Source organism: Enterococcus sp. DIV0167, assembly GCF_050541555.1.
GTDB lineage: Bacteria > Bacillota > Bacilli > Lactobacillales > Enterococcaceae > Enterococcus > Enterococcus faecalis.
On sequence record NZ_CP172933.1, the window covers coordinates 337,133 to 351,716 of the forward strand.

The 14,584-nt window shown below is 38.6% G+C and carries 16 protein-coding genes; 12 read left to right on the forward strand and 4 right to left on the reverse strand.

Annotated elements, in window-relative coordinates; genetic code table 11:
• Positions 1–2: 2 nt before the first annotated feature.
• Both IGM09_RS01715 and IGM09_RS01720 read right to left on the reverse strand, forming a co-directional pair.
• The gene (locus tag IGM09_RS01715; protein ID WP_033624804.1) at positions 3–701 is read right to left on the reverse strand and encodes a glucosamine-6-phosphate deaminase; all 699 of its coding nucleotides are present in this window, start codon (positions 699–701) and stop codon (positions 3–5) included.
• A 251-nt stretch (positions 702–952) separates the two neighbouring features.
• Complete coding sequence (locus tag IGM09_RS01720; protein WP_002366111.1) at positions 953–2,479, reverse strand: AMP-binding protein; 1,527 nt, start codon at positions 2,477–2,479, stop codon at positions 953–955.
• Between the two features lie 220 nt (positions 2,480–2,699).
• Between IGM09_RS01720 and IGM09_RS01725 the strand changes: the two genes are divergently transcribed.
• Positions 2,700–3,101 carry an organic hydroperoxide resistance protein gene (locus IGM09_RS01725; RefSeq protein ID WP_002355332.1) on the forward strand — a complete coding sequence of 134 codons (402 nt, stop codon included), beginning with the start codon at positions 2,700–2,702 and terminating at the stop codon, positions 3,099–3,101.
• Positions 3,102–3,144: 43 nt separating this feature from the next.
• On the opposite strand, the gene IGM09_RS01730 is transcribed toward IGM09_RS01725, so the two are convergent.
• Complete coding sequence (locus IGM09_RS01730; RefSeq protein ID WP_189656411.1) at positions 3,145–3,915, reverse strand: sulfite exporter TauE/SafE family protein; 771 nt, start codon at positions 3,913–3,915, stop codon at positions 3,145–3,147.
• A gap of 169 nt (positions 3,916–4,084) precedes the next feature.
• On the opposite strand from IGM09_RS01730, the gene IGM09_RS01735 reads away from it, so the two are divergent.
• From IGM09_RS01735 to IGM09_RS01765, 7 genes are read left to right on the forward strand one after another with little or no spacing between them, the layout of a single operon-like run.
• Positions 4,085–4,888 carry a PTS mannose/fructose/sorbose/N-acetylgalactosamine transporter subunit IIC gene (locus tag IGM09_RS01735; protein ID WP_002358431.1) on the forward strand — a complete coding sequence of 268 codons (804 nt, stop codon included), beginning with the start codon at positions 4,085–4,087 and terminating at the stop codon, positions 4,886–4,888.
• Positions 4,881–5,699, forward strand: coding sequence for a PTS system mannose/fructose/sorbose family transporter subunit IID (locus tag IGM09_RS01740; RefSeq protein ID WP_002355336.1), 819 nt, complete (start codon positions 4,881–4,883; stop codon positions 5,697–5,699). Before IGM09_RS01735 ends, IGM09_RS01740 begins: the two co-directional genes overlap by 8 nt.
• 30 nt (positions 5,700–5,729) lie before the next feature.
• Positions 5,730–6,206: a PTS system mannose/fructose/N-acetylgalactosamine-transporter subunit IIB gene (locus IGM09_RS01745; protein ID WP_002355337.1), complete on the forward strand. Its 477-nt coding sequence runs from the start codon at positions 5,730–5,732 to the stop codon at positions 6,204–6,206.
• A gap of 16 nt (positions 6,207–6,222) precedes the next feature.
• The gene (locus tag IGM09_RS01750; RefSeq protein WP_002355339.1) at positions 6,223–7,074 is read left to right on the forward strand and encodes a MurR/RpiR family transcriptional regulator; all 852 of its coding nucleotides are present in this window, start codon (positions 6,223–6,225) and stop codon (positions 7,072–7,074) included.
• 14 nt (positions 7,075–7,088) lie between these two features.
• Positions 7,089–7,979: an N-acetylmuramic acid 6-phosphate etherase gene (gene murQ / locus IGM09_RS01755; protein WP_002355340.1), complete on the forward strand. Its 891-nt coding sequence runs from the start codon at positions 7,089–7,091 to the stop codon at positions 7,977–7,979.
• A gap of 12 nt (positions 7,980–7,991) precedes the next feature.
• The gene (locus tag IGM09_RS01760) at positions 7,992–8,981 is read left to right on the forward strand and encodes a serine hydrolase domain-containing protein (protein WP_010821382.1); all 990 of its coding nucleotides are present in this window, start codon (positions 7,992–7,994) and stop codon (positions 8,979–8,981) included.
• Positions 8,982–8,990: 9 nt separating this feature from the next.
• Positions 8,991–9,410: a PTS sugar transporter subunit IIA gene (locus IGM09_RS01765; protein ID WP_016617052.1), complete on the forward strand. Its 420-nt coding sequence runs from the start codon at positions 8,991–8,993 to the stop codon at positions 9,408–9,410.
• A 178-nt stretch (positions 9,411–9,588) separates the two neighbouring features.
• Here the strand turns inward: IGM09_RS01765 and IGM09_RS01770 are convergent, their stop codons facing one another.
• On the reverse strand, positions 9,589–10,398 hold the full coding sequence (locus IGM09_RS01770) for a DUF1189 domain-containing protein (RefSeq protein WP_002355344.1): 810 nt from the start codon (positions 10,396–10,398) through the stop codon (positions 9,589–9,591).
• Between the two features lie 193 nt (positions 10,399–10,591).
• Between IGM09_RS01770 and IGM09_RS01775 the strand changes: the two genes are divergently transcribed.
• The 4 genes from IGM09_RS01775 to nagB all read left to right on the forward strand — a co-directional run bounded on the left by IGM09_RS01775 (position 10,592) and on the right by nagB (position 14,517).
• Complete coding sequence (locus IGM09_RS01775; protein ID WP_002361201.1) at positions 10,592–11,200, forward strand: superoxide dismutase; 609 nt, start codon at positions 10,592–10,594, stop codon at positions 11,198–11,200.
• Positions 11,201–11,347: 147 nt separating this feature from the next.
• Entirely contained in the window at positions 11,348–12,328 is a 981-nt protein-coding gene (dapF, locus tag IGM09_RS01780; RefSeq protein WP_010775544.1) for a diaminopimelate epimerase, read from the forward strand.
• Positions 12,329–12,477: 149 nt separating this feature from the next.
• A complete protein-coding gene (locus IGM09_RS01785; RefSeq protein WP_002383706.1) occupies positions 12,478–13,686 on the forward strand; it encodes an LCP family protein in 1,209 nt (402 codons plus the stop codon).
• Between the two features lie 129 nt (positions 13,687–13,815).
• Positions 13,816–14,517, forward strand: coding sequence for a glucosamine-6-phosphate deaminase (gene nagB, locus IGM09_RS01790; protein WP_002355352.1), 702 nt, complete (start codon positions 13,816–13,818; stop codon positions 14,515–14,517).
• The last annotated feature ends 67 nt before the right edge of the window (positions 14,518–14,584 follow it).

The window sequence follows — 14,584 nt, forward strand, 5'->3', positions numbered from 1 at the left end:
TTTTATTTTTCTAATTGACTCGCTGCGGCTTCATCCAAGAGAACCGTTAAATTTGGATGGAGTTGAAGAATAGAAGCAGGATACGTTTCTGTGACAGGTCCTTGGAGCACTTGTTTGACCATCTGAGCTTTTTGTTCACCATTTACAATTAGGACAAGATGCTTAACTTTCATGATGCTGGCTGGCCCCATCGTAACAAAGGTCATGCCTGGCTGCATCATTTCAGGAACAAACCAAGGCTCTGAACCAGTGACGGTCACTTGATAGGTTTCATTTTTAAAATGAGTGGTAGTGGGCATGTTCCCGCAAAAATGACCATCTGCTCCTAAGCCAATTAACATCAAATCTAAGCCGCCTGCGTCAGCAATCCGTTGATCTTGTTGTTGAAAGTTTTCAACAGTTAATGGATGGATGTTTTGCTCGGATATTTCCGCAGGTGTCAAATACAGCGTCCGCAAATCTGTCAGAGTAATGCCTTCCTTTTGATGAGGAACGGGGATTTCATCAAAGTTATAATAATGAACATTATCAAATTCAGATGAATTTTTCACAATCGAGGCTAATTTTTGGTAAACAAGTGTTGGCGTTTTGCCAGCGGTAATTGATAAATTCACTCGTTTATCTTTGCTCATCGTGCTTAGAAGTAACATTTTTGCCCATTCGCTCATCGTGTCGAAATCTTGTTTAATTAAAATTTTCATACTTGCTCACTCCATTCTTTGAATAAGCTAAGTATAATTTGTGGGAACCATCCCATGTCAAGCTCTTCACAAAAAGGATTTAATTAACGGTAGACAAAAGAAAGAGGAGCAGCCGTCAAAACGACGACTGCCCCTCTTTTTAAAGCTTAAGATAACCTACAACGAGTTAACTTTTTAGCTTTCTGCTCCACTTGCTCCAACGCTGGTCTAAACGTTCTTTTGACCAACACTGTTTAACAAAGAATTTTATTTTATTGTTCTTTCAACCATTTTTCTAGTTGTAAACGTTGCACTTTCATAGTAGCTGTGTGAGGGATTTCATCAAAAGCCATAATGATAGGTTCGTTTAAATGTGGTAAATCGGCTACTTGTGTCCACCAAGCGTCCCAATCCATTTCTTCCCCAGGGACAACCGCTAAAATTGGCTGAGGTTCATTTTCTTTGCCACGGACAATAATCACTTCTTCTAAGAAATCTAATGCATCCAATAAATGATCTTCAATAGCTAAATTACTGTCGATGTTTTCAATTAGATCTACTTGGCGATCTTTCAAGAATAAGTGGCCGCGTTCATCTAACATTCCGTAATCGCCGCTGTCCCACCATTCGCCGTAGACATTTTCTGCAAAGCGGGCATCTTCTTTGTAATATGTTAAGGCCCGTCCTTTTGATAAGAATTGGATATGGCCGTCCGTCATCGCAGGTAAAACTTGTCCTTTTTCATCAGTAATTCGAGCTTGTGTTAAATCCTCTAAACCAACACCCATGTCACGAGCATCTGAATCTTTTAGGGAGTCTAAAGTATGCGCTCGTAAGATCATTGGCCCGCATTCACTTTGTCCATAAACTTGTAGGAAAATTGGTTCATTGGCAGCAGATGCTTTTAAGAAAGCCACCATTGTAGCGTTGTTAATTGCATCAAAAGTAGAATGATAATAATGGACACTAGCGAAAGCTTCAGGTTTTTCTTTGGCCAAACGAACCCATTGAACGAAGTTATTGGGGTGTGTTTCTACAGCGATTGGTTGATAGGTGCTGAACATTTCAGCGACTTTTTCGCTCGAAGCATTTGCTAAAGGCATCATAGGGAAGCCCATGGCCATTAAAGAAGACACGCCAATGTTAAAACGAGAATGAACTGGCGAAATATGAAAGCCAACTAATTTCTTTTCAGCAATTTTTGTAAAAATGGTTTTTTGCCATTTTGTACGCCAACCCATAGAGTGATTGGAATGACAGATAAGTTTAGGAATACCTGTTGTTCCAGAGGTGTGGGTCATGTAGGCAATTTCGTCTTTAGTCAGTTCGTCTTGAGGAACTTCCGTGGCATCAGCTTCTAAAAGAGAAGCAACCGAAAGTTTTTTATTGGCAGAGCTATTACGAACAGCTTGAACTTTTTCAGCAGTCACATCATCAAATAAAATATAAGGATCTTCTAAACGATCAACGAATACTTCAATTGTTTCAAAAGGTAAATGGTATGAAACCATTACAGGAACGGCTGCTAGATATGAGGCCGCAACAGCTAGTAAATACGTGTCGAATTTAGGACTTTTATAAATAATAATTTTGTCGCCTTTTTTTACACCTAAAGCGGCTAATTGATATGCCCGTTTCAAAATTTCTTGATGGCTTTCACCATAAGTTGTTTCTAAGCCAAGTGCAGGAAAAGCAGGCAAAGATTCATCAAAAATAATTGGAACAGTTGGTGTTTTTTCTGCGGCTTCTTGATAGTTTGTGTAGAGGTTTAATGGTTGATAATCAAGTAAGTGTGTCAAGGGAAAGTCTCCTTTGTAAAATAGTTTGTGTACAAATGTACAAGTTCACTTTATCCTATCATAGAATGGGTTCTTTTTCTACGTCAAAAATACAACGTTAAATGTTATTTTTTATTATTCACAAGCACAACGTTTGCTGTATCTGACAAAGTTTCCTACAATAATTATGTAAGTAACAAGTTCTCAGAAGTGTAAAACTTTACAAAGGAGAGGAATTTACATGAAAAAAATCTATGAAACAACTATCATTAATACGGGTGGACGTGCAGGAGAAGTTCACTCACCGGATAAATCATTTTCTTATGCGGTTGCTTCGCCAGGTGTCAAGAAAGAAAATACAACAAATCCAGAACAATTATTCGCAGCGGCTTACAGTGCTTGCTTTAACGGTGCATTAGAATTAGTGATGGATCAAGAAAAAGTCGAAGGTAAAAGTACAGTAACTGCACGTGTATCCTTATTCCAAGGAGAAGATGGGTTTAGCGTTGGTGCTGAATTAGAAGTTCACATTGATGGAGTAGATCAAGCTAAAGCAGAAGAACTTGTTAAAAAAGCCCACGAAATTTGCCCATATTCTAAAGCAACAAGAAATAATATAGATGTTAAATTAACAGTGATTTAATTAAAAAAGAAGCGCTTTGTCTATACGACAAAGCGCTTCTTTTTTAGATAACAGTCCACAAATTATACATATTTAACAAAATAACTAAAAAAACAACTAAACTATAAATTTGGGCGACCCGTTGTTGAGATAATTTTTTACTGAAAAGACCGCCGACATAACCACCGAATAAAGCGGCAGGAATAATAGCCCAAAGCATTGTTAAATCAAAAACCGCAAACCCTGTGGTCAAGCCGATATTGCCAAGTTTGGCGAGTTGGGAGAAAAAAATAGTAATGATGGAATAGACAGTTGCTGATTTGATATCCATTCCAAAAAAGAGAATAAGGCAAGCTACATTAATGGGACCGCCACCGATGCCTAAAAAGGTTGATAGAATCCCTAAGCCTAATCCGACAATCAGAAAAATGCTCAATCCGTTGAGGTGTAAGTGCCAGTTGGAAAATTGATTGTAGAGAAGAACCAAAACCAAGGTCACCAACATGATGATATATTGGATTAGTTGTACTTTTTCTTCATTTGGCGCTAGTGCAATCGCCTGATTAAGAAGTAAATCACCTAACATACCGCCGACTAAGGAACCAAACGAAATACTCGCGGCTTTTTTCCATTCAATTTGGACACCATTTTGATACTGTTTATAAGTCGAAGAAATGGACATGACAAAAACAGCGACACTTGAATAGAACGCAATACTATTTAACGAATGGAACCCAAGAAAATCCAAAACAGGCTTAATAATGACGCCTCCACCCATCCCAGAGAGCGCCCCAACTGTATTGGATAGAAAAATAGTTATGAAATAAATCAGCAAAACCCGCACATAATCACTCCTAAACCGTTTTCTTTTAGTATAGCATAAAAATTATATAAGAAATGTAATTTCATTTGAAAATATTTTTAAAAAGAACTTGAAATGACATTTCTTTAATGGTATTCTACAAATACAAAAAAGAAAACGCATTCAAGGAGGATGAGAAAGCATGACAGTATCGATTGGTATTATTTTGATTTTATGTCTTTACACAGTTGTTGGTGTACTTGACCAAATTTCTATTCAGATTGGTCCATATACACCATTGTTTGCTGCAACGTTTACTGGCCTAGTCTTAGGAGATGTTCAAACAGGTTTGATGATTGGGGCAACGCTTCAATTGATGACATTAGGCGTAGCGACTTATGGAGGAGCAACAGTCCCAGACTTTCTTTCGGGGGCCATTATGGGAACGGCTTATGCAATCATTTCAGGGAAAGGGGCAGAGTATGGTATCGGAGTTGCGGTTCCGATTGGGTTATTATTAACACAACTAGATATTTTAGGCAGAATGGCTAATACGTTTTTCCAACACAAAGCAGATCGCTATGCGGAAGAAGGAAATTATAAAGGGGTCGAGCGCTGCAATGTTTTAGGAATTTTTCCTTGGACGATTTCTCGTGTCATCCCAGTTTTTATTGGCCTAGCTTTTGGTGAACAAGTTGTAAACGCTATCAATAATTGGATTCCTATTTGGGTGATGAATGGGTTAAAAGCAGCAGGTGCTATTTTACCAGCGATGGGGATTGCTATTTTAATGCGTTACTTACCAATTAAAACATACTGGCCTTATTTTATTATTGGGTTCGTGTTACTTGCTTATGGGGCCCAATTCTTCTCAGTTTTAGGTGTCGCACTGGTTGGCTTGGCTTTAGCAGCGATTTATGTGATGAATCATAACAAAGGCGGCGCAGCTACAACAAGTGGCACGGTTATTTACGAAGATGATGAGGAGGTTGAGATTGATGACTAACAAATTAACAAAAAAGGATATTAATAAAGTTTACGTCCGTAATCTTTTTGGCTATCAGTGGGGCTGGAACTATGAAAAAATGCAAGGACTTGGTTACGCTTGGGTGATGATGCCTGCATTAAAGCGACTATACAGTGAAGATCCAGTAGCTATGAAGAAAGCCTTGAAGACACATCTTGGCTTTATGAATACAACGCCAGCCATGTCGCACTTAATTGTCGGAGCTGATATGGCTTTGGAAGAAGAAGTCGGCATTGAAGATGAAACGGCCATTACTGGCTTGAAAACAGGTCTAATGGGTCCGTTTGCTGGTGTTGGTGATACCATTTTTATCGCGATTTATCGTGCGATTGTTTTTTCGATTGCAGCTTACATGGCGCAAGGGGGCCAGGTTGTTGGGTTACTGATCCCGTTAATTGCCGGAGCAGTGGTCCTATGGGTTCGCTATAAATTCACTTGGATTGGTTACCATCAAGGGAAAAAAATTGCGACAGAATTTGCGGATAAAATGAAATTGTTTACGCAAGGTGCAGCTATTTTAGGGTTAACGGTGGTCGGCGGTTTGATTCCTTCGGTAATTACTTACAAATTAGATTTAACTTATAAAATGGGAGATGTAACATTATCTGTTCAAGAAATGTTGGATAAAATTTTACCCGCATTAATTCCTTTAGGGATTGTTCTTTTATCCTATTGGTTACTAGGGAAAAAGAAAATGAATTCAACACGGCTAATCTTTGTTTTAATTTTAATTGGCATGGTTTTAGGTAATTTACAACCAATGTTGGCTTGGGTTGGCGGTTTATTTTAAAAAAATAGTATATAATAGGAGAGATTTATTATGACAATTGTACATGCAAGAGTAGATGAGCGTTTAATTCACGGACAAGTTGCAACCGTTTGGACGAATACGGTTGGCGCACAAAGAATCATGGTAGTAAATGATGCCGCTGTCAAAGATCAATTACAAATTGGTGCCTTAAAAATGGCTAAGCCTGCAGGAGTTAAATTATCCATTTTATCGAAACGTAAAGCGATTGAAAAAATTTTAGCAGGCAATTATGATGAAGAGAAAGTCTTTTTAATTACGAAAGACATTGCAGACATGGCGGCTTTAATTGATGGCGGTGTTCCGTTACAGAGCTTCAATGTCGGCAATATTTCTCAAAAAGAAGGCAGTCGAGCAATTAAAAAATCTGTTGCATTAACCGATGAAGATATTCAAACCGTTCGTCGTTTAACAGATAATGGGGTGACTATTACCGCACAGATGATCCCTTCTGAACCAAACGAAGCAATTTTAACTTTCATAAAATAGAAATGGAGATGAGAAGATGGAGCCAATCCGTTCAATCAGACAAAAATATAAGGACTTTTCCAAAGTAAATAAGAGAATCGCAGACTATATACTGAAGGATCCGACCCGTCTTCTCTCATTAACAGCAAACGAAATTGCTAGCAATAGCGAAACTTCTCCAGCATCAGTTACCCGTTTTTCTAAACAATTAGGGTTTGACAGCTGGGAAGAGTTAAAACTATCCATTGCAGCGGTACAAGCTGCCAGTAACGGTAAAAAAGATATTGATCCAATTGTAGCGGCGGATGATTCGGTGGATACTATTTGTATGAAAGTAGAATCTTTATTAAATGCTACGATTGAGGATTTATTTTATACAGTGGATAAACAAGCCTTGGAACGAGCAATCGCGCATGTTAAAAAAGCGGAAAAAATTCATTTGGTTGGAATTGGTGCCTCTTCTTTAACGACTTATAATCTTTATCACAAGTTTAACCGCGCTGGTCGCCAAGCAATTTTTAATTATGATAGTCACATGATGTTGGAGTTTTTAAATTATGCAACGGCACAAGACATTTTGATCACGGTCTCCTATAGTGGTTTGACAAAAGAAGCCTTAATTGCCTGTGAAATTGCCAAAAATAGAGGTGCAACGGTTATTTTTATTACCAGTAACGATGGAGAAAACGTGCGATCATTGAGCGATGAAGTTCTTTTAGTACCAAATAATGAGCACCTCATTCGAGTTGGGGCTATTTCATCGATTGCTTCGTCAATGGCAATTGGCGATGTTCTGTATTTAGGTTCAATTCAAGATGATTTAGACACAGAAATTGAACGCAATATGATTGAAACGAGTCAACTTGTCAGCCGTCTAAAAGAGAAGTAGGGGTGTGCAAGCAAATGAACTTAGAAGGATTAACGACAGAAGCCAGAAATGAAGCGACTAAAAAGATTGACCAAGTGTCAACATTAGAGATGGTGACTTTAATAAATCAAGAAGACCAAAAGGTAGCACAAGCAATTGAAAAGGTGCTTCCGCAGATTGCTGCAGCAATTGATGCAGCGGCAGAACGATTTAAAAAAGGGGGCCGTTTAATCTATTGTGGTGCAGGAACGTCTGGACGTTTAGGTGCTTTGGATGCGATTGAATTAACGCCCACATATAGTGTGTCGCCAGAACGCGCATTTGGTATTTTAGCTGGTGGTGAAAAAGCAATGTATCAAGCAATTGAAGGCGCTGAAGACTCGAAAGAATTAGCTATCGAAGATTTAACGCAACATCAATTGACCGCCCGAGATGTTGTAATTGCGATTGCTGCTAGTGGTCGGACACCATATGCCGTTTCCGCAATTGAATACGGAAAAAAAGTGGGCGCTCTAACCATTTCAGTTACCTGTAATAATCAAAGTCCGATGAATCAATTGGCGGAAATTGGGATTGCGCCAATTGTAGGACCGGAAGTCATTACAGGGTCAACTAGAATGAAAGCGGGTTCAGCACAGAAAATGGTGTTAAATATGTTTTCAACAGGGATTATGGTTAAAGTAGGGAATATCTATCAAAATTTGATGGTCAACGTACAACCAACGAACGAAAAATTAATTCAACGTGCCACGAATATCATTAAAGAAGCAGCAGAAATCGAGGAATCGCAAGCCAAAGAATACTTGGAGGCAGCACAGCTAGAAGTGGCACCAGCCATTGTAATGGCGAAAGCCCACGTTGATTTTCAAAAAGCCAAACAACTATTAGCAGAACATGACGGACGGATTTCAGAAGTTTTAGCATAGAAGTGGTGAACAATGAATCAAATCGCAATTCAAGAAACAATTCAGAGACTGATTAATCAGCAAGTCGTTCCGGGTGTCGCTTGGGGAACGATTACAGAAGGTAGCTTATCAGAACAGTATACGGGCTTTTTAGGTAATACTGGTCCATTTGCAAGACAAAAGGTTTCATCAGCTAGCCTGTATGATTTAGCGTCCTTAACGAAAGTTATTGGGACAACAAATCGAATGTTACAATTAATCGATACAAATCAGCTTGCTTTTTCAACCACTGTGGGGGAAATCCTGCCTGATTATCAAGGACTATCTTGTTCGATTGGGGAGCTTCTACTGCATCAGAGCGGACTGCCAGCTGATGTTGTCGATAAGAAAAATGTCACAAAAAAAAGCTTGCAAGAAATCATTTTAACGCATTCGTTATCTGAACGAGGGAAAACCACTTATTCTGATTTAGGGTATTACTTATTGGGAGAAATTATTCAAGTATTGGATCGCTGCTCATTAGAAGAGAGCTTTCAAACATACGTATTTCAACCAATGAACCTACAGCATACAAGTTTTACGGTCAGCGATTTTGCCCAGGCAGTGCCCACAGAGATTACAAAACAACGCGGCGTTATTCAGGGAGTGGTCCACGATTCGAAAGCCTATCAACTAAAAGCGCCAATTGGCAGTGCAGGTTTATTTGCAACTTTACCAGATTTACTCACTTTTGTTCAGTGTTTTATGAACAATCGCTACCCGTCTGGCAAACCATTATTTTCTGAAAAAATGTTCACTGCTCTCTGGTCTATGAATCAAGGGGGACGTACATTTGGTTGGGAAGTGAAAAAGACGCAAGCAGGGGCAGACTATTTGTATCATACTGGCTTTACTGGAACGGCGATTGGTATGAAAAAAGAGACCAAAGAAGCCCTAATTTTGTTGACGAATCGGATTCATCCCACTCGTGAAGAACGTGGCTTTCTGAAAGCGCGAACAAAAATTTATCAGCAGTATTTTTAGGAGGATATGATGAAACCAAAATTAATTTTAATGAGCCATGGACGGATGGCAGAAGAAACCTTAGCTTCTACTCAAATGATTGTCGGGGAATTAGCAAATGCTGCGATTGTGTCAATGACCGCAGAAGATGGCTTGAGCGGCACGCAAGCAAAACTGGCAGCAATCTTAAAAGAAGCTGGCAATGTCCCGACGCTTGTATTAGCTGATTTAAAAGGAGGAACACCTTGTAATGTGGCTATGATGGCCATGGGCACTTATCCGCAATTGCGAGTAGTCGCTGGACTTAATTTAGCAATGGCAATTGAAGCAGCCGTCTCACCTGTGGAAAATGTGGATGAATTAGCTGCATATTTAACACAAATTGGCCAATCTGCGGTGACCACGATTGACTTACCTGAATTAACAGATGAAGAAGAATTTGAAGAATAGAAAGAGGTCGGGACGGAACCGTTTAGCTCCGAGAAATAAGAAGGAATTTCCGAAAATTGCTTTTTAATTTTTGGAGAATTTCGGCTTATTTCCGAAGGAGTTGGTTCTGTTCCCGCCGTTTATCAGGTTTTGAGCCTGGAACAAAAATCCAAAGTGATTTTTGTCCCAGGCTCTTTTTTTAAGAACCAGGGATATTCCGCGGTTCGTTTTTGGTTGTAACAAAGAAAAAGAACAGACTCAGTAAAATAACTAGGATGCCATCGTTAAACATCGGATTTACGAAGTTTAAAATAGCACTTAAGATGACCGGCACGGTAGCACAATACGTAATAATTTTTAAACAATCAATCAAACGTAAAGAATAAAAACGTAATTTTGAATAGAGAGATGCACCGATAGCGGCAATCAGTAAGTCTAAAACTAAACCGATTAGAACAGGGTAGATAGCCACTAAAAAGACAATGAGTTTTGTCCACCAAGGGATTGCTGCTTCACTTAGCGCAGTCTTGATACTCTGAGCGTTAACGCCATCTAAGGTTCCTTTGCTATAGGGGAAGATAAATTGGTCGGTGCCTAGAATTGATTCAGTTGCGCCTGAATTTGGTAAGGCGACTACAAATTCATCTTGTAAAAAAGCCAAACCAAACGCATTACCAATTAAATCTTTTTGGACATCAGCGGCTGTACGCTTTCCATCTGGATCAAACGTAAAAATAATCGAGTCGGTTTGATAAATAAAGCCAGATTCTTTAGCCTTTGTTTGCAACGTGCCATTTTCAATAGAAAAGTCAGGCAACTTTTCTGCAATTTTTTGGCCATCTTGTTGCACCTCTTGTAGCACAGAAAAGACTTGTTTGGTAATAGGTAGTGCTAAAATAGCACTTAAAAAAACAGCATAGAGAATTACTTTCCAAAACGCCATTTTTTTCGCATGCCGTAATTCTGAAACTGAAAAAAAGGCCTGCTTAAATAATTGCAATGTATTCATTTATTTACTCCTCACATCATTCTTCTACAGGTCATTCTAGCGAATTTATGAGGGAAACACAAGGTAATCTCCCTCTTTTGTAAAACTTTTCTTTTGGCAAGCAAACTATTTTGTAGAAAGCGGTTCACTCTGTTATCATAATAGTTGTATGAAAGACGTATGTTACATACTAAAAAATAGGGGGATTTAAAAAATGACTTACACATTACCAGAATTACCATATGCTTATGATGCATTAGAACCTTACATTGACGTGGAAACAATGCACTTACACCATGATAAACACCACAACACTTATGTGACTAACTTAAACGCAGCGATTGAAAAACATCCAGAATTAGGCGAAAAATCTGTAGAAGACCTAATTTCAGATATGAATGCTATTCCTGAAGATATCCGTACTGCCGTTCGTAACAATGGTGGCGGTCACGCAAACCATACATTCTTCTGGGAAATTATGGCACCAAATGCTGGTGGACAACCAACTGGCGCTATTAAAGAAGCAATCGATGAAACATTTGGTAGCTTTGATGAAATGAAAGCTGCTTTCAAAACAGCTGCAACTGGCCGCTTTGGTTCAGGTTGGGCTTGGTTAGTTGTGAATAACGGTAAATTAGAAATCACTTCAACACCAAACCAAGATTCACCATTAATGGATGGTCAAACACCTGTTTTAGGTCTTGACGTTTGGGAACATGCGTATTACTTAAAATATAAAAACGTTCGTCCAGATTACATTGAAGCATTCTGGAACGTTGTTAACTGGGATAAAGTAAACGAACTTTTTGCAGCAGCAAAATAAGTTTGCCAATTGTGAAGGAAAGAGTCAAATGACGGCTGTCATTTGACTCTTTCCTTTTACAAATCCAGGGTCGAAATAGTTGTTCGTTTATGGCATACTAAAGTAAGTAGGGAAAGATAACGGATACATAAAGAAGGAGCTAAAAAAATGAATGTTATGATGCAAAAAGTACACGGGTCAGAAAATGATTTCTTTTTATTGGATGAAACACAGTTTGAGCGTTCTTTAACCGCTGAGGAAATTGAGCAATTGCGCATCCAGTTATGTTCGCGGGAAACAGGATTATTGGCGGGAGCAGATGGGTTACTTTTGGTAGGAGAAGGGACTCACGGCACGTCCAATGCTAGAATGCGAGTGATTAACAGCGATGGTAGTGAAGCAAGCATGTGCGGGAACGGCTTGCGTACGGTTGCCCGTTATTTAGCTGAAAAAAACCAAGAAAAATCATTTACAGTTGAAACAATGTTTGCAGATTTGAAAGTACGTCAAGCCCCCAATTTAGCTGAAGAAGTAGCGACTTACCAAGTGGAAATTTCGCCAGTAAGTTTTGAAGCAGTCACTATCCCAATGCATTTAGGGGTCCAAACATTAATTGATGAAATCGTACCAGCCTTATCTAAAACCATTCGCTTTACAGCGGTAGCAGTGCCTAATCCGCACCTTGTAGCATTTGTGGATCACGAAACCTTAAATGGTCCAGAATTTGAACGAATCGCTACCTATGTAAATAATGAAAATCCATATTTTCCAGAAGGGATAAATGTGAGTTTTGTTGAAATTCTTGGCAAAAATCAACTATTTGTTCGAACGTATGAACGTGGTGTAGGTTTTACAAGTGCTTGTGGGACAGCTATGTGCGCAAGTAGTTTACTTTATACGTTATTGAAAGATGGTGTTTTTTATGAAGAAATAACCGTCAAAAATGCTGGAGGTATGGTGAAAACAGTCGTCCACGAAACGTCTGATGGCAGTTATTGGATGGAATTAATTGGGAATGCCACGATTACGCATTTGATTGAAGGATCACTGACTGATTTACTAAACGGTGCATTTGAGAAAATAACTATCACTGAAACGAATGAACAGAAATATTATCAAGAATTTCTGCAAACACTTTCTCAAAAATAACAATTGTTCCTTGATAAAGCGCTCTTTTATTTTACAATTGTGTTAAGTTCTTGTTCCAAAAAATAAAAAATATTGCTTGAATAAGCAAACTATGAGAAAATAAAGGGCATGAATTAAGAATTATTCTTAGATAAACGAGGAAGTGTCTTATGAAACTATGGAAAAAAGTAGTACTGGGCTTCTTGAGCGTCTTGCTAGTGGTAGTAGCTGGGGTATGTGCTTACGGGATTAAGATGTATTCAGATGCCAATTCAACAATTAATGGGATCTATCAATCAGTTAACCGTAAGTCCAATAAAGGAGCCACGGCCAATATTGATGCGCAAGAACCATTCTCTGTTCTTTTAATGGGGATTGACACAGGCGATTTAGGCCGAACAGAACAAGGTCGTTCAGATACTACAATGGTTGTAACCATCAACCCGAAAGAAAACAAGTCCACAATGATCAGTTTGGATAGAGATATTCTAACAGATATTGTTGGAAATGACACACAAGACAAATTGAACCATGCCTATGCATTTGGTGGCGCCGAAATGGCGATTAATACAGTCCAAGAATTACTGGATATTCCCATCCATCACTATGTATCCATCAATATGAAAGGGTTAAAAGACCTGATTGATGCGGTAGGCGGTATTGAAGTAGATAATACGATTGGTGAATTTACGTTGGACGGTATTACTGTTCCAGCAGGTAAAATCAAGTTAGATGGCACGACAGGTTTGGCTTATGCGCGGATGCGTCACGAAGATCCTGAAGGAGATGTGGGTCGTCAACGCCGCCAACGAGAAGTTGTTGAGAAAATCGTGCGCAAAGTCATGAGTTTTGATGGTGTTTCAAAATATCGAAAAATTCTTGATGCTGTTGAAGCCAACGTAAAAACAGACTTAACTTGGGATGACATGATGGACATCCAATCAAAATATTTATCTGCCTTTAAAACAATTGACTCTGAACAATTACAAGGATACAGTGCAACCATTGATGATATTTATTATCAAGTCCTAGATCCAAATAGCTTATACAAAACACAAACAACGCTTAGAAAACAACTTGGTTTAAAAGAACATGCTTCTGAACGTGAAAAAGATTTAGCCTTTTATAATCAGTTTAGCTATGCTGTTACAGATACTGCACTGATTGGTGAATCTGGTGATTCAAGTGCCAATAGCTCTACTAGTTCGAGTAGCACAGCGGACACCACAGCCGGTCAAACAGAATACAACGGCAATACGCAACAAGCAGCAGAAGGAGCCTATGATCCGAATACGTACGTTGACCCAAATACGTACACAGATCCAAACGCTTATGCTGATCCAAATACGTATGTGGATCCCAACGCACCACAATATTAATCTGTTAAACAAGCTCGAAAACTTCTATTTCTGATGGAAATAGAAGTTTTTTTCTTTTATTCTAGAAATTTTTTTCAGAAGGTGTTATAATTGGACTATACCAAAATAAACCGTAAGGAGCGTGTCAAAATGCAAATTATCCGTGTAGCAAATGCAGAAGAAGGCGGCAAAAAAGCGTTTGAATTAATTAAAGAAGGTATGAACAATGGTGCGAAAGTTTTAGGCTTAGCAACAGGTAGTACACCAGAAACATTATATAAAGAAATGACAGCAAGTGATGTCGACTTTACAGAAATGACTTCTGTAAACTTAGATGAATATGTTGGTTTAGGTGGCGAAGATGAGCAAAGTTACCGTTATTTCATGAACAAACACTTATTTGACAAAAAACCATTTAAAGAAACATTTGTACCAAATGGTAAAGCAGAAGATTTAGATGCTGCTTCCGCAGAATATGAAAAAATTATCGATGCACATCCAGTAGATATCCAAATCTTAGGTATTGGTCAAAATGGACACATTGGTTTCAACGAACCAGGCACACCTCTAGATAGCTTAACACATGTCGTTGAGTTGACTGAATCAACAATCAACGCAAACAAACGTTATTTTGACAAAGTAGAAGATGTCCCAACACGTGCTGTTTCTATGGGGATTGGCTCAATCATGAAAGGTAAAAAAATGATTTTAATGGCTTATGGCGAAGCAAAAGCAGAGGCCATTAAAGGAATGATTGACGGACCAGTAACAACAGACATGCCAGCAAGTGCATTACAAAACCATCAAGATGTTGTTGTAATCATTGATGATGCAGCTGCAAGTAAATTATAATCGTTGATTAAAAAGAACTTGAAACATAAGGATTTCCTTATGTTTCAAGTTCTTTTTTTGTTATACT

Coding starts and splice junctions, on each gene's coding strand:
- dapF (WP_010775544.1), top strand. CDS start 11,348: ATGAATGTTATGATGCAAAAAGTACACGGGTCAGAAAATGATTTCTTT.
- murQ (WP_002355340.1), top strand. CDS start 7,089: ATGAACTTAGAAGGATTAACGACAGAAGCCAGAAATGAAGCGACTAAA.
- IGM09_RS01770 (WP_002355344.1), bottom strand. CDS start 10,398: ATGAATACATTGCAATTATTTAAGCAGGCCTTTTTTTCAGTTTCAGAA.
- IGM09_RS01735 (WP_002358431.1), top strand. CDS start 4,085: ATGACAGTATCGATTGGTATTATTTTGATTTTATGTCTTTACACAGTT.
- IGM09_RS01715 (WP_033624804.1), bottom strand. CDS start 701: ATGAAAATTTTAATTAAACAAGATTTCGACACGATGAGCGAATGGGCA.
- IGM09_RS01785 (WP_002383706.1), top strand. CDS start 12,478: ATGAAACTATGGAAAAAAGTAGTACTGGGCTTCTTGAGCGTCTTGCTA.
- IGM09_RS01745 (WP_002355337.1), top strand. CDS start 5,730: ATGACAATTGTACATGCAAGAGTAGATGAGCGTTTAATTCACGGACAA.
- IGM09_RS01760 (WP_010821382.1), top strand. CDS start 7,992: ATGAATCAAATCGCAATTCAAGAAACAATTCAGAGACTGATTAATCAG.
- nagB (WP_002355352.1), top strand. CDS start 13,816: ATGCAAATTATCCGTGTAGCAAATGCAGAAGAAGGCGGCAAAAAAGCG.
- IGM09_RS01725 (WP_002355332.1), top strand. CDS start 2,700: ATGAAAAAAATCTATGAAACAACTATCATTAATACGGGTGGACGTGCA.
- IGM09_RS01775 (WP_002361201.1), top strand. CDS start 10,592: ATGACTTACACATTACCAGAATTACCATATGCTTATGATGCATTAGAA.
- IGM09_RS01740 (WP_002355336.1), top strand. CDS start 4,881: ATGACTAACAAATTAACAAAAAAGGATATTAATAAAGTTTACGTCCGT.
- IGM09_RS01750 (WP_002355339.1), top strand. CDS start 6,223: ATGGAGCCAATCCGTTCAATCAGACAAAAATATAAGGACTTTTCCAAA.
- IGM09_RS01765 (WP_016617052.1), top strand. CDS start 8,991: ATGAAACCAAAATTAATTTTAATGAGCCATGGACGGATGGCAGAAGAA.